We start from the raw sequence: 17858 nt of genomic DNA, 5'->3' as shown, positions 1-17858 counted from the left end.
CCGGGACGGTGCCGACCCCCGGTGTCCCGACATCCCCCGTGACCCATACCAGGCCCCCTATTCCGCGCCAAACGCGCTGATAGGGGGTTTGCTGCTGCCCAGCCACTGCCAGTTCTCCGGGTGCGGGCATAACCCTCCCGGTGTCGCAGATCAACTCTGGTGGCCCAGGCCAGAGCGAGGTGGGGGTGGAGGTGGGGGTGGTCACCCGTGGGTGCCGACTGCCGGCGTTGGTCGGCCTCGCACGGCCCAGGGACGGCCCAGTCGGTCAGCCCCGACCAGATGTGCCCAGGCAGCGGCGCCACTGCCCGTCACTCCATCTGCACGGGAGCGACCGGGAGCTGTTCCCTATAGGGCCACGTAAAGGTGCGGTCGGGTTCGAGGTGAGCGTCCCCCCAGTGGATGGCATGGATGCCGTTTTCGGCGTCGGCCGTGAAGAACACACAGACCAGCTTGGTGGACGCTCCCAGTTCCTCGAACGCTTCGTGCAGCCCCAGGTACTCCTCGGTCGCCAAGTCCTGATCGACGTCGAACAGGCCTTCCGGAGGCTGCGGCCCATGTGCCCGGAACAGCCGGTGCCGAGTGGGCGACGCGTTGGCGGGCAGCCGTGCTCTGTCCAGGGGCCTCGGCCTGTCCGCGTACCGGAAAGGGAAGAGCGCGTGATCGTTGATCACCGCATACTCGTAGCCGCGCACGTCGCGCACGGCTTCCCCGAGCTCCCGCGCCGTCTCCGCCAGGCTCTCGCGCACCACTCCCGCAAGGGCGACACCGTACGGACTCCGCTTCTTCAGCCCCGCAGCGAGGTGCGCGGCATGAGCCTTCCCATGCGCCTTGGCCAGTTGCACCGGAACCGCAGCGGCAAGCGCGCCGGCATGCCGCCCAAACCGCTCGACGGCCCAGGCCGACGGCCCTACCGGATAGCCACCCAACACCGACATGCAGTGCTCCTCTCCCCAGGTCACGCCTCTGAACTGTGTGACACGTACACGAAGGGCACACAAGGGGGCGATCTAGCCAGGACGCGGCGGCACACGCTCGTTGCTCAGAGCAGCCACAACTGACCCCGTAAGGGTTGCTCGGCGTGACCTCCACGCGGTGCAGGCAGATGAACTGTCGGACGCAGTGTCCGATGAGTCGCCGAACCGATGAGATGAGGGACCGAGGGATGAGGAACGACCGGGCGAGGACCGTGGCACGAGTGGTCACGGCAGGGCTGGCCACGGTGCTGGTGTGCGGGGTGTCGGCCGGAGCCGCGCACGCCGACGAGACCAACAAGGACTCGCACAACGGTCCCCGGATCGGACTTGTCAACGTCGGGCAGGTCGACGACCCGATGGAGGACGTGCTGGAGCACACCCTGCTGTTCGGTGACGGGTACCGCTGGGGCTGACCCGGCCGTCGTCGTATTGTCGTGAATCCGGGCCCGTACGCGCACGCGCGCGTACGGGCCCGGACCGTTTTCCGCTCCGCGCACGACTTTCTTCTCCGGGGCGGCATAGCCGGACGCGGGTCGCCGCGTCACAAGGGGCACAGGGGGCGGGACACGGGGCCCGCCGGAGAAGAGAAGGTGACGATGGATGCCGCGGGGCAGGAGAGTTTCCGGGAATTCGTGGCCGGGCGGTCGTCGGCTCTGCTGAAGACGGCCGTGCTGCTGAGCGGCGGGGACCGGCACGCCGCCGAGGACCTGTTGCAGAACGCGCTGATCAAGGCCGCCGGGCGCTGGCAGCGGATCGACGAGCCGGAGGCCTACGTACGGCAGATCCTGTACCGGCAGCAGGTCAGCCGGTGGCGGCTGAAATGGCGGCGCCGGGAGCTGACCGTCGCCGAGCCGCCCGAGAGCGGCGGCGGAGGCGACGGTGTGGCCGGGGTGGAGCTGCGGCTGGTGATGCGCGGGGCGCTGGCCCGGCTGACCGACCGGCAGCGGACCATGCTCGTGCTCCGCTACTTCGAGGACCTGCCCGAGGCCGATGTCGCCCGGATCCTCGGGTGCTCCGTCGGAACCGTCCGGTCCACGACCCACCGCTCGCTTGCCCGACTGCGTGAACTCGCGCCCGAGCTGGCCGCGCTCGGCCCCGCCGCGGCCGAGCAGAAGCCGTCCCGTGACTTCTCGCCCGTGGAGGTGCGTCCATGAACGTCGATGAACTGGTGCGCGACTCCCTGCGGGAGCAGGCCGCCGAACAGCCGCCCCTGGCACCGGGCTTCGCCGACCGGGTCCTGACCGTCCGGCAGCGTCGCAGGAACCGCACGATCGCGTGCACTGCCGCCGCCACGGCCGCGGTCGTGGCTGTCGCGGTGGGTGTGCCCGCGCTGACGGGAGACGGGGACGAGGTGCGGCCCGCCAGCGAGATGAACAAGAGCGACATCATCGCGCACCCCGACCAGTCACCGCCGAGGAACATGATCGCCGCGGGTGACACCGCGCTCTCCGCGTTCTATGTGCACAAGGAGGTCAAGCAGCCGGGCGGGGACATCGTCAGAACCCGCGTGTACGGGCTCCTCGACCAGAAGACGGCCGAGTACCGCAAGACCAAGTGGGCGTTCCTGGACGTCGCACCCGGTATGCGCACCGCGGCCGTACTGGAGGGCGAACTGCCCGCCGAGCGGATCGGACTGCTCGACATGATCACGGGCAAGGTGGACCGCTGGATCCCGGTGGGCCACGGCGTCGCGTCCGTCGAGTTCTCCCCGGACGGCACCAAGCTCCTCGCGACGACCTACTCCAAGAACCCCGATCGCAGCTTCGCCGACCACCCGCAGAACGTCAACGGCAAGGAGGTGCCGGGCCCCGTCGCCAGCCGGACCGGGTTCTCCGTCGTGGACCTGGACTCGGGCGAGGAGAACTGGCACAAGGCACCGCAGTGGAAGGACGAGTGGGGCTTCTTCTACAACAGCCGGGAGGACCTGGAGTGGAGCCAGGACGGCAGGTCCGTCTTCGCGGACATCGGGGAGAAGCCGTTCCGGCAGTACTACGACCTGAACGGCGACAAGATCGACATGCCCGCATCCGAGAAGTACGTGAGCTATGCGGAAGCCGGTCTGTCACCCAACGGGAAGCTGATCGGGGGCGAATTCGCCGGTGACGGTGACGAGATCTCCTCCGAGATCGTCGACTCGCGCACCGGCGAGAGGGTCACGACCGTGCCTGGCCAGCAACTCCTCGCCTGGGCGGACGACAAGCGGATCATCGCCTGGGGCTGCGACCCCAAGAGGTGCAGCGGCAAGGGCGAGTTCCGCAACCAGCTCATCCTCCTGACCGTCGGCAGCGACAAGGTCGTCCAGCTCAGCGGGTTCCGCAAGGCCTCGGCCGAGTACCCCGGCCGCTGGGTTCCGGTGTTCACCGAACGCTGGGGCTGACCGATCCCTCCGACCGGGCACCGGAGCCGACCAACTCCTCGTACGCCGTCAGCAGCCCGTCGGTCACCTCGTGGCCGGCGGGCCGCAGCGGTGCGCGAACCGGCCCGGACGGCAGGCCGAGCCGCCCCAGCAGCGCCTTCGCCGTGACGGAGCCGGGCAGGCCGGAGGACATCATCAGCTCGGTGAGCGGGACGGTCCGCCGCTGGAGCCGGGCCGCCTCGCCGGTGTCGCCCCTGTCGAACGCGTCGATGATCGACCGGAAGTGGCGGGGTGCCACGTTCGCGACCGTGCCGACGTATCCCGACCCGCCGATCGCGTACAGCGCGAGAACGTACTCGTCGCAGCCCGTGTAGTACGCCAACTCCGTCTCGGCCAGCACCTTCTGGGTGCCCAGGAGGTCGTACGCGCAGTCCTTCACCGCCACGATCCGGGGGTGGGCGGCGAGCCGGATCATGGTCTCCGGCTCGATCCGGGTGCCGGTGCGGCCGGGGATGTCGTACAGGGCGACGGGCAGTCCCGAGGCGTCGGCGAGCTCGCGGAAGTGGGCCTCGACCGCGTCCTGCGGGGGTCTGCTGTAGTACGGCGTGACCGCCAACAGGCCGTCCGCGCCCGCCTTCTCGGCCGCCAGTGCCAGCTCCACGGTGTGCCGGGTGTCGGCGGTGCCCACTCCGGCCACGATCGCGGCCCGGTCGCCGACCGCCGAGCGCACCGCGCGGATCAGCTCCGCCTTCTCCTCGTCCGTCGTCGTCGGCGACTCACCCGTCGTACCGGACAGCACCAGCCCGTCGCACCCTGCCGTCACCAGCCGGTCGGCCAGCCGCTGGGCCCCGTCGAGGTCGAGCGCGCCGGACGCGGTGAAGGGCGTGATCATCGCGCAGAGGGCGCGGCCGAAGGGGGCGGGGCGGTGGGTGAGAGTCATGGAGGTAGTCTCGACGCCGCCATTGTGAAGCTCCACTTAATTCTTCTACGAGATATGAGGGAGCTTTGCTACGAGGATGAGGGGTGCGTCCCGCCGGGTCGCCCGGTGATCCCGGGCTGCCCGAGCCTGTCGCGGAGGCGGCGCTGCCGCGGACTCGGCCGGACTGGTTCCCGAGTCGGCCGACCGGGCTCGGCGAGCGGGGGACCCGGATGTCACCGCAGGGGTAGCGCGGGCCGGGCCGGGTACTCGTGGCGTCCCGATGTGTGAGGAGGCGACACCGTGACCGGGACCACCGAGACCAGGCCCACGCGATTCGTGCGCTCCGCGCGATCCGCGCGTCCGGGGCCGGACGAACAAAACCATCACTCCGTGGGCGAGCTGGTCGGGCAGGCCACCGAACAGCTCTCCCAGCTCGTACGACAGGAGATCACTCTCGCCAAGGAGGAGCTGGCCGAGAAGGGGCGGCGCGCGGGACGCGGCGGCGGGCTCCTCGGCGCGGCCGGTGCCGTCGCCTATGTGGGGTTCATGACCCTCGCCGCCGCCGGGGTCGGGGCGCTGTCCCTCGTGCTGGACGTGTGGGCCGCTGCGCTGATCGTCATGGGCGTGCTGTTCGTGATCGCCGCCGTGCTGGCCGCGGTCGGGCGCGCGCAACTCCGGCGGGCCACCCCTCCGAGGCCTGAGCTGGCGCTCGACAGTGTCAAGGCGGACATGGACGAGATCAAGGGGAGGGCTCGGCGATGACGCACGCATCCGGCAGGGCCGACGGCTCGGTGGGCGCCAAGGGGCCCGACGAACTCCGACGGCAGATCGAGGTGACCCGGGCGCAGCTCGGCGACACGGTGGAGGAACTGGCCGCCAAGGCCGATGTGAAGGCGAGGGTGCACTCGGCATGGGAGCGGGTGCCCCGGGAGGCGGTCGTCGTGGGCGGCGCGGGTGTCGCCGTGGCCACGGCGGGGGTACTGGTCTGGCGCCACTACCACTAGCCTGCGCGGCCCCGTTCCTTGCCACCCGGATTGCCCACCCGCCCACCCGACTCGCCCAGGTGGCAAGCCCGGCTCACAAGGCGTGGAGCAGGGCCAGCCCTGCTCGAAGAGCCGAGGAAGGGGCTCGGCGCTCGAAGGCCTTGCTGAGAGCCAGCTCGCTGAGGGCCGGCTCCACCGGCCGTTTCGCATGCCCTGACGGCGGCCGCCCGCGGTCGGACGATGCGGCCGGTTGCGTGGGGCGCACACGCGGCCAACGTCCGGCCGCGGTCCGCCCACGCCGGTGGCGGTCGGCCTTGTCTGTGGGGCGCGCCGGCTACGGTCGGCTGCCGGGCGCACCCGCCGACCGGCTGATGAACGATGAACCGTGGGCACGCCCCCCACCGGAACGGTGGCGGAGGCGTCCTTTCCGCCTGCGTTGACGGCGACCGCATCCGGCGGCGCCGGGGCTGACGGCGAGTGACTGTGACGTGCCCGCCGTCGTTGCCGTCGTTGCCGGCTGGCCGGCTGGCCGGCTGGCCGTGGGCCCGGCCAGCCCGGCCGGTGGTGGAGGCGTGGGTCCCGGAGGCGTCGATGGTGTCGGATCCGGGGCGCAGGCGCCGACTGGTCCGGCTGCTGCAGGCCCTTCCCCGGATTGGTGGTGGAAGCGCCAGTTCTGCATGCGCTGGAAGGCGATCGGCTGTGACGTGCCCGGCCGGTCGGGCCGGTGGTGGACCGGTGGTGGAGGCGTGCGCCGCAGGTGTCGATGGCGGCCGTTTCGGGGTGTAGGGGCCGACAGTGGTTGGCACCCGCAGTGGTTGGCTGCGGGCTGCGGGGCGCCGCGCCGGGCAAGGGGGGAGCGGGTCGCCGACTGGGCCGACGGGCGGCTCGGGCTGTACGGCCGTATGGGGGCGCGGCTCGTCCATGCTGAGGGCGGTTGGTCTTGGCCGCTTGTCAGCGGGGTGGTGGTGGGGGCGAGGCCCTCCCTTGCCGAGGTGCGGCTCACGATCCGGTGCGGCCCGCTCGGTCCGGCACGGCTCGCGATCCGGTCGCGGCCTCGCTCGATTCCGCGTGGCCTCGTTCTCATCCCCGCGCGGCCTCGCCCTCATCCCTTGCTCATCGCGTCCGGTCCGCCCGCGGCTCGGGTGCGGGCCTCTCGCAGGGCCCGCAGACGGGGTGGCCACTTGCGGGTGTCGCGGGGCTCGACGTAGGGCTCGTCGGTGGCGGAGCGGCCCTCGGTGATGGCGCGTTCGCGCGAGAGTTCCGCGTCGAATTCGAGGCCGAGGAGGATCGCGAGGTTGGTGAGCCAGAGCCAGACGAGGAAGACGACCGCGCCGGCGAGCGTGCCGTAGGTCTTGTTGTAGGAGCCGAAGGTGGCGGCGTAGACGGCGAAGCCGGCGGACGCGGCGAGCCAGATGAGCGTGGCGAGGACACCGCCGGGGCTGACCCAACGGAAGCCCCGGCCGCGGACGTTGGGCGCGGCCCAGTACAGCAGCGCGATCATCAGGGTCACCAGCACCAGCAGGACCGGCCACTTGGCGATGCCCCAGATCGCGATCGCCGCGTCACCGAGCCCGATCGTCGTGCCCGCCCGCTCGGCCAGCGGACCCGTGAACACCACGATCAACGCGCTCGCCGCCAGCATCAGCATCAGCACCAGCGTCAGTCCGATCCGCAGCGGCGTCACCTTCCACACCGGACGCCCCTCCGGCAGGTCGTACACCGCGTTGGACGTACGGATGAACGCGGCCACGTACCCCGACGCCGACCACACCGCCGCCAGCAGGCCGACGATCGCCAGCACCCCGCCCGTACCGCCGCTGTCGCCCAGCTGGACGACCGCGTCCCGCAGGATGTCCCGCGCGGGGCCGGGCGCCAGGTCGCCGATGTTGTCCAGGATCTTGTCGGTCGCGCGTTGTCCGACGACCCCGAGCATGGACACCAGCACCAGCAGCGCGGGGAACAGCGAGAGCACGCCGTAGTACGTCAACGCCGCCGCCCGGTCGGACAGTTCGTCGTCCTGGAACTCCTTGACCGTGCGCCGCACCACCGCCCACCACGAACGCCTCGGCAGTCCGGTGGGACCGTCCGCCCCGGTCCGCCCCTCGGTCTGTGCCTCTGTCTCCGCCCCGGTCCCCGTCTCGGTTTCCGGATCCTTCCCCACCCGCTCGGCCTCGGGCCGCTTCTCGTCCATGACCGGGCGGGTCTCCCGAAACCGGGCCCCGAATCGCGGACTTGACCTGAATCTTGGTTGAGGTTGAAAAGTGGTCGGTCCGCAGACCTCGAGCACGATCATGATCATGGGAGAGCGGCATGACCCGTCGTACGGACCTCCATCCCGTCGTCGACCGCCCCGACGTCGGGGCGCCCTTCTTCAGCACCTGGCAGGTGGGCACGCCCCTGCGGCAGCGGCAGACCGTCGAGGCCGTCGCCGACACCTGGGAGCGGCGGCCGTGGCCCACGGAAGGGTTGTTGGGGTACTTCGTCTACACGGCGGAGGACGGTTCCGGCCTGCTGCACTACTCCCAGTGGGTCGACGAGCAGGCGTACGAGGCCTTCCTGAAGACGCGCCGACAGGAGCGCAACGACGCCATCGACACGGCCGTGCCGGGGATCGAGCGGGTGGGGCTCGGGCGTTATCGGCGGTACCGCAGCCTCACCGGGGACGACCGCGCCGCACGGGTGCCCGGGTGCGTCGTGATCGTCGACGTCGAGTTCGACGGGCCGGACCCGGCACGGCAGCGCGCCTGGGTGGACGCCGTCGAGGAGGCCCTGGTCGCCGAGCCGAACCCGCACCCCGGCGGTATCTCCGCCCACTTCCACCTCGGCACCGACGGCACCCGCGTCCTCAACTACGCCGAGTGGGAGACCGCCCAGCACCACATCGACGCCCTCGCCGCACCCGGCGACGGCGTCGGCTCGTCCTCGCCGCTCTGGCGGCGCGTCCAGACCTGGCCGGGCCTCAAGGGCAGCACGGTCCAGCGCTACGAGTACGCCCTCGGCCTCGTCCCCGACTGACCCGAGCCACACTCTCCACCGGCCGGACGCCCCCGCCCCGACGAGCCGGGCCCCCGCCCCGACGAGCCGGGCCCCCGCCCCGACGAGCCGGGCCCCCGCCCCGACGAGCCGGGCCCCCGGCCCCAACGAGCCGGGCCCCCGGCCCCAACGAGCCGGGCCCCCGGCCCCAATGAGCCGGGCCCCCGGCCCGCAAGCCTCTCCCGCCCATCCACCGACCTCTCCGGCCTCCCCGACCCACCGAACACTTCAATCGTCTGGACAAAAAAAGTTTTCGGTGAGACGGTGGAGCCATGTTGGACGTCACCGTGATCGAGGACCCCGAGGCAGCGGCGGTCTCGCTGGACCCCATACGGGTCCGGCTGCTCGCCGAGCTGGCCGCCGGGCCGGCGTCGGCGGCCATGCTGGCCGGAAAGGTCGGGCTGCCGCGCCAGAAGGTGAACTACCACCTCAAGGCGCTGGAGAAGCACGGTCTGGTCGAGCTGGCGGGAGAGCGCCGCAAGGGCAATGTCACCGAGCGGCTGATGCGGGCGACCGCCGCGTCGTACGTGATCTCACCACTCGCGCTCGCCGCCGTCCAGCCCGACCCGGACCGCTTCAAGGACCAGCTCTCCGCGCGCTGGCTGCTCGCGCTCGGCGCCCGGCTGGTCCGGGACGTCGGGTCCTTGATCACGGGCGCGGCCAAGGCCCGCAAGCGGCTCGCGACCTACGCGCTCGACGGCGAGGTCACCTTCGCCACGGCCGCCGACCGGGCCGCGTTCATCCAGGAGCTGACGGCCGGGATGAGCGCGCTCATCCGCAAGTACGACGCCCCCGACGCCGAGAGCGGCCGAGGCCACCGGATTGTCGTCGCCGTACACCCCACGGTCAAGCCGCAGACCGTCGAAGCGCCCGACCGGCCCGAACTGCCCGACCGGTAGAACCCCCGACCTCCCCCGAACACCCCGAACACCCCGAACACCCCGAACACCCCGAACTGTCCGACCAGTAAGACCCGTTGAGGAGCACACCATGTCCAAGGAATTCGAGATCGCCCGGGAGTTCGAGGTCGACGCCACCCCCGAGGAGGTGTGGGAGGCGGTCACCGCCGGGACCGGCGGCTGGCTGTGGCCGATGGAGGCGCCCGAGCCGCGCGTCGGAGGCAAGGGGCCGTTCGGCTCCGCGGTGATCGCGTGGGATCCACCGCACCGCTACACCAACCGCGTCGAGGACGTCGAGGGCATCTCCGAACAGACCCTCAACCAGCTGGACTACACGATCGAACCGCGCGACGAAGGCCGACGGGCCTGGGTGCGGTACGTCCACAGCGGCATCTTCGTCGACGACTGGGACAACCAGTACGACGGCGCCGCCAAGCACACGGCGTTCTATCTGCACACCCTGTGCCAGTACCTGACGCGCTTCGCGGGCCGTCCGGTCACCGCGTTCGCCACCTTCGACGGACCCGAGACGTCCGGGACCCCCGACGCGCTCACCACCGTCGGACGGGCGCTCGGCCTCGCGGACGACACCCCCGAAGGGGCCCGGGTCCAGGCCAAGGGCCCCGACGGGCAACTCCTCGACGCCGTGGTCGACTACCGCGACCCGTACTTCATCGGCCTGCGCACCGACGACGCCCTCATCCGCTTCTTCGGCCGCAACCACTGGGGCCACCGCGTCGGCATGAGCGTCCACGACTTCGCCCCGGGCGCCGACGCCGAGGCCGACGAGACCACGTGGAAGGGCTGGCTGAACGGTGTGTTCAGCCAGCCCTGAGAACCACAGCCGCCGGTTACGGCTCGAACCGCAGCACCTGCGGGTCGTGGTCGCTGATCTGGTCGTTGAACTCCGAGTTGATGTGCACGCTGTCGTACGTGAACTCGCAGGAACGCCGGATCGAGGGGCTGATCAGGATCTGGTCGAGGACCTGGGTGTTGCCCTGGAAGACGTACGAGTAACGCTCGCTCTTCGGCAGCGACTTGAACGCCGACCACAGGGCGCCGTCGTTCTCCAGGAGTTCGGCGGTGTCGGAGAACTCGAAGTCGTTGATGTCGCCGAGGGCGATCACGTCCGCGTTCTTCTCCTTCGCCAGGATCTCCTTGACGAAGGAGTTCACGGCCGTCGCCTGGAGGTGGCGCTGGGTCTCCGAGCCGCGCTTCGGCGGCTGGAACTCCGAGTGCAGCGACTGGTCGCCGCCCTTGGAGGCGAAGTGGTTCGCGATCACGAAGACGGACTTGCCGCGGAAGGAGAACTCGCCGACGAGCGGCTTACGGCTGTTCGTCCAGGCGGCGTTCGCCGGGTCGATACGGCCGGGGGAGACCGTCAGCCGCGCCTTGCCGTACGCCTTCGTCACACCGACGGCGGTCGAGGCGTCGCCGCCCGCGCGGTCGGTGAAGGAGACCCGCTCGGGGTTGAACAGGAAGACCTGGCGGATGTTGCCGCCGGGCTCGCCGCCGTCCGCGAGGTTCACCGGGTCGATGGACCGCCACTCGTACGTCGGGCCGCCGGCCGCCGTGATCGCCTCGACCAGCTTCTTCATCGTCTGGTCGGCGGCGACCGTACCGTCGTTGGTGGCACCGTTGTTGTCCTGGATCTCCTCCAGGGTCACGATGTCGGGCGACTGGAGGTTGTGCACGATCGCGGCCGCGTGGTCCGCGAAGGTGGCGTCCGAGGGGTCCAGGTTCTCGACGTTGTACGTCGCCACCGCGAGCTCGCCGCGCCTCTGCTTGCGGGTCGTCTCGCGCTCCAGGCCACCCTGCTTCAGGGTGCCGATCTGGTTGGCGACGAGCGTGTAGCCGCCGAACTGGTTGTAGTCCAGCGGGCCGGCCGAGATGCCCTTGAGGACGTCACCGACGTTCGCCTTCGGGAAGTCGGCGACCGCGCCCAGCGACTGGATCTGCAGCCGGCCGGTGTTCTGCGAGGTGTAGGAGCCGTACACCGTGCCGCCGCGCCGGTTGGCGTTCTCCCGGGGCTTCACCGTGACCCACAGCTCGGTGAACGGGTCGGTGGCGCCGACCACACGGGTGTCGGCGACCTGGACGTTCATGCCCTCCAGGGACTCGTAGCGGTCCAGGGCGTACGTGGCCGGGGCGAGCGTGAGGCCGTTGACCGAACCGCCGGCGGCGGTGTCGCCGACCGGGGCGTACCTGTTCGGCACGGACTTGGCGTCGATGACGGTCGCGGCCGGGACGGCGTTGCCCGTGGAGACCACCGTGATCGTCGGGCGGGTGATCTGCGTCACGGACTGGTTTCCGGACGAAGTACCGCCCGGCACGAACTCGGAGACCGTGCCCGAGACCGTCACCGCGTCGCCCACCGAGACCGTCGGCCGGGAGCTGGTGAAGACGAACACGCCCTCGCTCGTGGCCGGGTCGGCGTCCGCCTTGGGGTCCTGGATCCAGAAGCCGCGCGAACCGTAGGTGCGTACGCCCGTGACGATTCCCTCCACGCCGGTGACCTGCTGGCCGGCGAGCGGGGACGTCCGGGTGGTGCCCTGGATGTCGTGGATGCGTATCGAGTCCGCCTCGGCGGGCGAGGTCAGGACCACGGCGGACACCGTGGAGCAGATGGCGGCGACGGTCAGCGCGCCGATGCGCGCGGTTCTCTTGCTCGGCAAGGGGATCCCTCCGGGGACGTATGTGAGCGCCGGGACGAGAGTGGACGGGGGTGGCCTGCGACCGGTGGGGCGGTGCGACGCGCGTAGAACTCCGACGGGCACCGATGAGCTCCGATGGTCATGCCGGTGGACGGCCCCGGAGTCACCCCAGAGCTACCCGTGAGTTTCTACGCGCGTCAATCTCCAGCCTGGTCAGGCCACTTGTCAAGGTTTCAGCCACGTCCGACTCCTGGCAGGTACATGAACCGGGCGGCATGGGTGGAAATCCGTCTAGGCTGAGCGGCTGCGTACGTGTACAGGTGCCGGGCGTGATCGGAGGCCGTGTTCCGTTCGTACTTGTACGCGTGCTCGTACCCGTACCCATAGGCGTACCGCGTGCCGGACACCGCCTACAGCCACCACCCGTACTACTGCCACCACCCGTATCGCTCGTCACCACCACCACCGTTACCGTCACCGCCGCCACCGCTCGTTGCGAGGAGAACTCCGCCGATGTCAGACAGCTCGCCATTGCCGCCGGTGCGGCTTCTCCCCGAAGCGGAGCTGGCGCGGCAGGCGCTCGCCACGCCGCTGCTCTCGCGCGCCGTACGCCTCGCCCGCTGGGCCGGGCCGGACACGCGTGTGGGCACCGGGGGCGAACTCGTCGACGAGCAACTGCCCGCCGCCGCCGAGGCGCTCGGGCTCACCGGCGAGGGCCTTGACGGCGCCGAGGCGGCGGCGTCGGCCAGCGAGGCCTGGCGGGTGGCCCTGGACACCGGGCTCGTCGAGATCGTGAACCCCGACGAAGGGGAGGGGACGGTCGCCGTGGGCGAGGACCTCGCGCTCCTCGTCTCCGGCGGCCCGCAGGACGTGCTCGGCATCTGGCTCACGGCCCTGGAGACCGCCCTCGCCGACGCGAGCGTGCCCGACCTCGACGGCCTCGTCGACGCCATGGACTCCGGCGGCGAGATCGACTTCTCCGGGCTGGACTGGGACCCCGAGGCCGAGGCCGCGTTCCTCGACGGTGTGCTCGGCAACCTCTACCACCTCACCGTCAGCGAGGACGGCCCCGACGGGCCGGTGCCGCTGCCCGCCCTCGCCGCGTCGATGATCGTCCCGGACGGCATGGGCGAGCCCACCAACGACGTACTGGAACAGGTCTCGGACGCGATGATGCGGCTCGACGACCAGTTCCGGGTGCTGGAGCCGGTCGGGCTGGTGGAGTACCAGCCCGTGGACGAGGCGCTGATGACGGATGTGGAGGAGGCCGTCGCCGCCGAGGGCGCCGAAGGGCCGAGTGGGCCTTCCGTCGACGACACCGATGTCACGCGCTACGGCATGGTCCGGCTCACCCCGCTCGGGCTGTACGGGATGCGGGCGCGGTTCCAGGATGCGGGCGTGTCCGCGCCCGCGGTCGGGGACCTCGTCGACAAGGGTGCGGACGTGCTGCTGGACGGCACCGCCGGGTTCCCGCCGGCGGCGGCCCAGGCCGAGACCGAGCAGTGGCTCGCGCGCCGGGAGTCGCTGGACGCGGCCCGCGAGTTGCTCGCGGCCGCGCGTGGCTCCGATGCAGGCGCGCCGCTGCGGCGGCTGCGGTGTCAGCAGGCGCTGTCCCTCGTGGGGGCCGTGGCCGAGCCGGCCCTCCGGGAGGTTCTGGACGACCCCGAGCTGGGCGGGCTCGCCCGGGTGTGGCTGACCGAGCGCGGTGCCGTCGACGTGCCCGCGCCGTCCGAGGCCATGGTCTTCTGGCTGACCATCGACACGGTGGCCGCGCAGCTGGCGGCCGAAGGGAACTCCGCGGAGCTGCGGGCGCTGGTGGAGGGGCTGGCCGCGCAGCACGGTTCGTTCTTCGCGGCGGCGTGGCGGGTGGACCACCCGGCCACGCCCGATGTCCTTGAGGCGATGGGGAGGATCCACCCCGACAAGAGGGTGGCGAAGGAGGCCCGCAAGGCGGCGTTCAAGGCGCGGTCTCAGAAGGGGCCTGGGGGCGCCTGACAGCTCGGGGGTGCGGGTCCCTCGGCGGGTGCGGCCCGGTGGGGCTTCTCGCGCAGTTCCCCGCGCCCCTGAAAGGCAGGGGCTGCGCCCCGTGCTTTCAGGCCCGCAGGGGTCTGGGCGTTCAGGCCCGCAGGGGCTTGGGCTTTTAGGGGCGCGGAGGCCTGGGCTTTTAGGGGCGCGGGGAACTGCGCGAGCAACCACGACGCACCCGCAGCCGCACTCCCCGACGCACCCGCACCCCCCGCTATCAGGCGCTCAAGGGGGGCGAAGGGGCGCGCAGCCCCTTGGTGGGTTCACCGAAGGCGGGGGGCTTCCTTCTCCCCTCGTTCAACCGGCGTTCAAGCGTGAGCGCAACCGTGGCGCGACAACTCGGGTCCGCCCCCCACGGTCAGCCCACCGCACGCAGGAGACAGCATGTCGCTCACCCGCAGGGACTTCGCCAGACGATCCGCGGTCACCGGAGCCGGTGTCGCGCTGGCCGGCAGCGTAGGCGCCCTCGCCACCGCGCCGAACGCCCTCGCGTCGACGGACACGGACACCCGGACCGGCAACGCGACCGACGACGACAACGCGACCGACAACGGCACCGAGCGCGGGGCGGACCGTCACGGTGGAGTCGGATACGGCCCCCTCGTGCCCGACCCCCAGGGCATCCTGGCGCTGCCCGCCGGGTTCACGTACCGGATCATCACGTACAGCGGGAAGACCAAGCTGGAGTCGGGCGAGTTCACGCCGGGCAAGCACGACGGCACCGCCGCCTTCTCCGGCCCTCGCGGCACCACCCTCCTCGTCAACAACCACGAGCTGAAGGGACCCCGGGCCAACTGGGAGTTCCCGGTGCCGCTCACCGAGGGACTCGTCTACGACCCGGCGGCGGCCGGCGGCTGCACGGTGGTGGAGGTGCGGCCCGACGGGCGCGTCGCCGAGTGGGTCGGGATCGCGGGCACATCCACCAACTGCGCGGGCGGCAGCACCCCTTGGGGCACCTGGCTCACCTGTGAGGAGAACTCCGACCGGGCCGGCGTCAACGGCATGACCAAGGACCACGGCTACGTCTTCGAGGTCGACCCCTGCGACCGCCGCGCCAACCGCGCCCCGAAGCCGTTGAAGTTCTTCGGCCGCTACGACCACGAGGCCGTCGTCATCGACCCCAGGCGAGGCCACGCCTACCTCACCGAGGACGCCGCCGGCCCCAATGGCTTGTTCTACCGCTGGACCCCGCCCAAGGGATTCGCCTACGGGTCGGGGAAGTTCCGCACCCTCGCCGACGACGCGGGCGTCCTCCAGGCGCCCCGCTGCTACGACTCCGGTGGCCGGTTCGTCGACGACCTGTCCCGCGCCACGAAGATCGGCACGGTGTTCGGGGTCGACTGGATCGACGTCCCCGACCGTGACGCCGGGACCGTCGCCGTGCGCAAGCAGTTCGCCGACACCGAGATCACCCGCGCCCGCAAGCTGGAGGGCATGTGGTGGGGCGACGGCGGCGCGTACATCGTCTCCTCGTACGCCCGCACGGAGAGCCCCGGCGCCGCGCACGACGGCCAGGTCTGGTTCTACGACCCCAAGCGCCGCACCCTCACCCTGAAGGTGCTGCTCGGCGTCAACCCGGACCCGTCCGTCGACGGCGCCCTCGACGGCCCCGACAACATCACCGTCTCCCCCTACGGAGGCATCGTCCTCGCCGAGGACGGCGAGGGCGTCTCGCACCTCTTCGGCGCGACCGACAGCGGCCGTACGTACCCGATCGCCCGCAACGACCTCAACATCGGCACCGAGGACGAGCCGGAGTACAGCGAGTTCGCCGGCGTCACCTTCTCGCCCGACGGGAAGACCCTGTACGCCAACATCCAGACCCCGGGAATCCTGCTCGCGATCACCGGCCCGTGGAAGCGGCACAAGCGGTGACAACAGTCGCGACCAGGCCGTGAGTTAATTCGTTCGCCCGGCCCGCGGCGCGCCTCCTAGAGTGATGCCTGTCCAGGTGCGAAGGCAGGACCTACTTCCACTCATAATGGGGCGGCCGCGGGTTCGAGTCCCGTCACCGGTACCAACACGCCGGTGTAGCTCAGGGGTTAGAGCACCTACGTCGGTTCCGCCGGCTTCGATCTCTGGACACCCAAAGCTTCACGCACCTCCCGGTGCGCTCTTCGATCTCGGGAGGCGCGGCAGATGGTGGATGCCCGGTGCGCAGGCAGCGGATACTTCGGGAACTGGTGGGGAGAAATCCTCGTGCGGGTTCAAATCCCGTCATCGACGTACGGTCGGTGTGGCGGAATGGAAGACGCGCCAGTTATAAGAACCGCCGCCGACTTCGACCTCGGGCACCTTCCCTCTGCCGCGCCTCCCCCTGAAACCTGAAACAGGAATTCCACGCACGAAGTGCTGAAGAATTCGGGGGAATTCACCATGGCGCGATTCAACACGAAGGCCGGCAAGGCGCAGCCCACCTCGCGGGTCACCTCCACGGGGCGAGTGCTCCGTACATACGAGGGCGGCCGCGGCCGTGAGCGGGACGAGCGCTCCGAGCTGTTCCTGCTATCGATCGCCAACTTCGTCGCGCAGAAGACCTCCTACGAGAGCGGCGAGGACCGGGACGACCGGTTCGCCGCGCTCGTGCGCCGGCTCGCCGTCACCGACCCGGCGTGGACGGCCGGCCTGCTCGGCTGGCTGCGCGGCGAGGGCAACCTCCGTACGGCCTCCCTCGTGGGCGCCGCCGAGTACGTGAAGGCACGGCTCGACGCCGGCGTCACCGACGGGCCCACCAACCGCCAGGTCGTCGACTCGGTGCTGCGGCGTCCGGACGAGCCCGGCGAACTGCTCGCCTACTGGACCTCGCGGTACGGCCGCACCATCCCCAAGCCGGTGAAGCGGGGCATCGCCGACGCCGTACGACGGCTCTACAACCCCAAGTCGCTGCTGAAGTACGACACCGCGTCCAAGGGCTACCGCTTCGGCGACATCCTGAACCTGGTGCACGCGGCGCCCGACCCGGACAAGCCGTGGCAGGGGGACCTGTTCCAGTACGCCCTCGACCGGCGCCACAACCCGGACACGGCGGTCGTGCCCAGGTCGCTGCCCGTCCTCGCGGCCCACCGCGACCTGATGGAGCTGCGGCCCGCGAAGCGGCGCCGGGTCGTCACCGGCGCGGGCGGCGCCCGGCGCCTCGCGGACGCGGGCATCACCTGGGAGGCGCTGGCGGGCTGGCTGCAGGGGCCGATGGACAAGGCGGCCTGGGAGGCCGTCATCCCCTCCATGGGTGTCATGGCCCTGACGAGGAACCTGCGGAACTTCGACGAGACGGGCGTCTCCGACGAGGTCGCGGCGCGGGTGGCGGCGCGGATCAGTGACCCGGCGGAGGTCGCGCGGTCGCGGCAGTTCCCGTTCCGGTACCTCTCGGCGTACCGGCACGCGCCCTCGCTGCGCTGGGCGTACCCGCTGGAGCAGGCGCTCGGCCACTCGCTGGCCAACGTGCCCGCGCTGCCCGGCCGGACCCTGGTCCTGGTCGACCGCTCGGGCTCGATGTTCTGCTCCCGGCTGACCGACCGCTCCTCGCTCACCTACGCCGACGCGGCGGCGGTCTTCGGCACGGCGCTCGCGCTGCGGGCGGCGGACGCGGACCTCGTCGAGTTCGGGAGCACGAGCCGGGTGGTGAAGTTCGGTGCGGGCGAGTCCGTGCTGAAGATCATCGGCCGGTTCGGCGACCTGGGCGGCACCGACACCACCGAGGCCGTCCGCCGCCACTACCGCAAGCACGACCGGGTGCTGATCGTCACCGACGAGCAGGCCGCCTTCAGCCACTACGGCGACCCGACCCAGCAGATCCCGGCCCACGTGCCGGTCTACACCTGGAACCTCGCCGGCTACCGGGCGGGCCACGGCCCCTCCGGCAAGGCGAACCGCCACACCTTCGGCGGCCTTTCGGACGCGGCTTTCCGGATGGTGCCCCTGCTTGAGGCGGCACGGGACGCCGACTGGCCGTGGGTCGGCCGAGGGCGGCAGTCCGGTGTCGGCCGCGGCTGACGAGCGGGGTGAGTGTGGCCCGTAT

15 protein-coding genes are annotated in these 17858 nt (G+C 71.2%); 11 read left to right on the top strand and 4 right to left on the bottom strand.

The annotated features are described in order from the left end of the window. Positions 1 to 308 precede the first annotated feature (308 nt). Positions 309 to 935 carry a hypothetical protein gene (locus OG272_RS11445; protein WP_326583655.1) on the bottom strand — a complete coding sequence of 209 codons (627 nt, stop codon included), beginning with the start codon at positions 933 to 935 and terminating at the stop codon, positions 309 to 311. A gap of 227 nt (positions 936 to 1162) precedes the next feature. On the opposite strand from OG272_RS11445, the gene OG272_RS11440 reads away from it, so the two are divergent. The 3 genes from OG272_RS11440 to OG272_RS11430 all read left to right on the top strand — a co-directional run bounded on the left by OG272_RS11440 (position 1163) and on the right by OG272_RS11430 (position 3351). Continuing rightward, positions 1163 to 1387: a hypothetical protein gene (locus OG272_RS11440; protein ID WP_326583656.1), complete on the top strand. Its 225-nt coding sequence runs from the start codon at positions 1163 to 1165 to the stop codon at positions 1385 to 1387. 183 nt (positions 1388 to 1570) lie between these two features. Beyond that, the gene (locus tag OG272_RS11435) at positions 1571 to 2128 is read left to right on the top strand and encodes a SigE family RNA polymerase sigma factor (RefSeq protein ID WP_405896009.1); all 558 of its coding nucleotides are present in this window, start codon (positions 1571 to 1573) and stop codon (positions 2126 to 2128) included. Continuing rightward, the gene (locus tag OG272_RS11430) at positions 2125 to 3351 is read left to right on the top strand and encodes a WD40 repeat domain-containing protein (protein WP_405893222.1); all 1227 of its coding nucleotides are present in this window, start codon (positions 2125 to 2127) and stop codon (positions 3349 to 3351) included. The genes OG272_RS11435 and OG272_RS11430 overlap by 4 nt, the downstream gene beginning before the upstream one ends. Here the strand turns inward: OG272_RS11430 and dapA are convergent. Next, on the bottom strand, positions 3332 to 4270 hold the full coding sequence (gene dapA / locus OG272_RS11425; protein ID WP_326583658.1) for a 4-hydroxy-tetrahydrodipicolinate synthase: 939 nt from the start codon (positions 4268 to 4270) through the stop codon (positions 3332 to 3334). The genes OG272_RS11430 and dapA overlap by 20 nt on opposite strands. Positions 4271 to 4549: 279 nt before the next feature. On the opposite strand from dapA, the gene OG272_RS11420 reads away from it, so the two are divergent. Together OG272_RS11420 and OG272_RS11415 are read left to right on the top strand one after the other, a co-directional pair. Next, positions 4550 to 5011 carry a phage holin family protein gene (locus tag OG272_RS11420; RefSeq protein ID WP_405893220.1) on the top strand — a complete coding sequence of 154 codons (462 nt, stop codon included), beginning with the start codon at positions 4550 to 4552 and terminating at the stop codon, positions 5009 to 5011. Next, positions 5008 to 5253: a DUF3618 domain-containing protein gene (locus OG272_RS11415; protein WP_405893219.1), complete on the top strand. Its 246-nt coding sequence runs from the start codon at positions 5008 to 5010 to the stop codon at positions 5251 to 5253. The genes OG272_RS11420 and OG272_RS11415 overlap by 4 nt, the downstream gene beginning before the upstream one ends. Before the next feature lie 1081 nt (positions 5254 to 6334). Here OG272_RS11415 and OG272_RS11410 read toward each other — a convergent pair. Continuing rightward, on the bottom strand, positions 6335 to 7423 hold the full coding sequence (locus OG272_RS11410) for a YihY/virulence factor BrkB family protein (RefSeq protein ID WP_326583659.1): 1089 nt from the start codon (positions 7421 to 7423) through the stop codon (positions 6335 to 6337). Positions 7424 to 7542: 119 nt separating this feature from the next. On the opposite strand from OG272_RS11410, the gene OG272_RS11405 reads away from it, so the two are divergent. The 3 genes from OG272_RS11405 to OG272_RS11395 all read left to right on the top strand — a co-directional run bounded on the left by OG272_RS11405 (position 7543) and on the right by OG272_RS11395 (position 9999). After that, complete coding sequence (locus tag OG272_RS11405) at positions 7543 to 8247, top strand: antibiotic biosynthesis monooxygenase (RefSeq protein WP_405893218.1); 705 nt, start codon at positions 7543 to 7545, stop codon at positions 8245 to 8247. A gap of 290 nt (positions 8248 to 8537) precedes the next feature. Then, the gene (locus OG272_RS11400; RefSeq protein WP_328507498.1) at positions 8538 to 9164 is read left to right on the top strand and encodes a winged helix-turn-helix domain-containing protein; all 627 of its coding nucleotides are present in this window, start codon (positions 8538 to 8540) and stop codon (positions 9162 to 9164) included. Between the two features lie 91 nt (positions 9165 to 9255). Then, complete coding sequence (locus OG272_RS11395; RefSeq protein ID WP_326583662.1) at positions 9256 to 9999, top strand: SRPBCC domain-containing protein; 744 nt, start codon at positions 9256 to 9258, stop codon at positions 9997 to 9999. Between the two features lie 16 nt (positions 10000 to 10015). On the opposite strand, the gene OG272_RS11390 is transcribed toward OG272_RS11395, so the two are convergent. Next, on the bottom strand, positions 10016 to 11839 hold the full coding sequence (locus tag OG272_RS11390) for an endonuclease/exonuclease/phosphatase family protein (protein ID WP_327730299.1): 1824 nt from the start codon (positions 11837 to 11839) through the stop codon (positions 10016 to 10018). A gap of 492 nt (positions 11840 to 12331) precedes the next feature. On the opposite strand from OG272_RS11390, the gene OG272_RS11385 reads away from it, so the two are divergent. From OG272_RS11385 to OG272_RS11375, 3 genes are all read left to right on the top strand, one after another. Further along, positions 12332 to 13813, top strand: coding sequence for a hypothetical protein (locus OG272_RS11385; protein ID WP_326583664.1), 1482 nt, complete (start codon positions 12332 to 12334; stop codon positions 13811 to 13813). A gap of 414 nt (positions 13814 to 14227) precedes the next feature. Beyond that, positions 14228 to 15718: an alkaline phosphatase PhoX gene (locus OG272_RS11380; RefSeq protein WP_405893217.1), complete on the top strand. Its 1491-nt coding sequence runs from the start codon at positions 14228 to 14230 to the stop codon at positions 15716 to 15718. A 501-nt stretch (positions 15719 to 16219) separates the two neighbouring features. Further along, positions 16220 to 17833 (top strand): TROVE domain-containing protein, encoded by a 1614-nt coding sequence (locus tag OG272_RS11375; protein WP_327730302.1) that lies wholly within the window; start codon positions 16220 to 16222, stop codon positions 17831 to 17833. The last annotated feature ends 25 nt before the right edge of the window (positions 17834 to 17858 follow it).

It is taken from the genome of Streptomyces sp. NBC_00104, assembly GCF_045160825.1.
GTDB lineage: Bacteria > Actinomycetota > Actinomycetes > Streptomycetales > Streptomycetaceae > Streptomyces.
The sequence above is the reverse complement of the archived record's forward strand: the minus strand, read 5'-3'. Positions and strand labels throughout refer to the sequence as shown.

Coding starts and splice junctions, on each gene's coding strand:
- OG272_RS11405 (WP_405893218.1), top strand. CDS start 7,543: ATGACCCGTCGTACGGACCTCCATCCCGTCGTCGACCGCCCCGACGTC.
- OG272_RS11385 (WP_326583664.1), top strand. CDS start 12,332: ATGTCAGACAGCTCGCCATTGCCGCCGGTGCGGCTTCTCCCCGAAGCG.
- OG272_RS11395 (WP_326583662.1), top strand. CDS start 9,256: ATGTCCAAGGAATTCGAGATCGCCCGGGAGTTCGAGGTCGACGCCACC.
- OG272_RS11410 (WP_326583659.1), bottom strand. CDS start 7,423: ATGGACGAGAAGCGGCCCGAGGCCGAGCGGGTGGGGAAGGATCCGGAA.
- OG272_RS11445 (WP_326583655.1), bottom strand. CDS start 935: ATGTCGGTGTTGGGTGGCTATCCGGTAGGGCCGTCGGCCTGGGCCGTC.
- OG272_RS11400 (WP_328507498.1), top strand. CDS start 8,538: ATGTTGGACGTCACCGTGATCGAGGACCCCGAGGCAGCGGCGGTCTCG.
- OG272_RS11435 (WP_405896009.1), top strand. CDS start 1,571: ATGGATGCCGCGGGGCAGGAGAGTTTCCGGGAATTCGTGGCCGGGCGG.
- OG272_RS11430 (WP_405893222.1), top strand. CDS start 2,125: ATGAACGTCGATGAACTGGTGCGCGACTCCCTGCGGGAGCAGGCCGCC.
- OG272_RS11380 (WP_405893217.1), top strand. CDS start 14,228: ATGTCGCTCACCCGCAGGGACTTCGCCAGACGATCCGCGGTCACCGGA.
- OG272_RS11375 (WP_327730302.1), top strand. CDS start 16,220: ATGGCGCGATTCAACACGAAGGCCGGCAAGGCGCAGCCCACCTCGCGG.
- OG272_RS11415 (WP_405893219.1), top strand. CDS start 5,008: ATGACGCACGCATCCGGCAGGGCCGACGGCTCGGTGGGCGCCAAGGGG.
- OG272_RS11440 (WP_326583656.1), top strand. CDS start 1,163: ATGAGGAACGACCGGGCGAGGACCGTGGCACGAGTGGTCACGGCAGGG.
- dapA (WP_326583658.1), bottom strand. CDS start 4,270: ATGACTCTCACCCACCGCCCCGCCCCCTTCGGCCGCGCCCTCTGCGCG.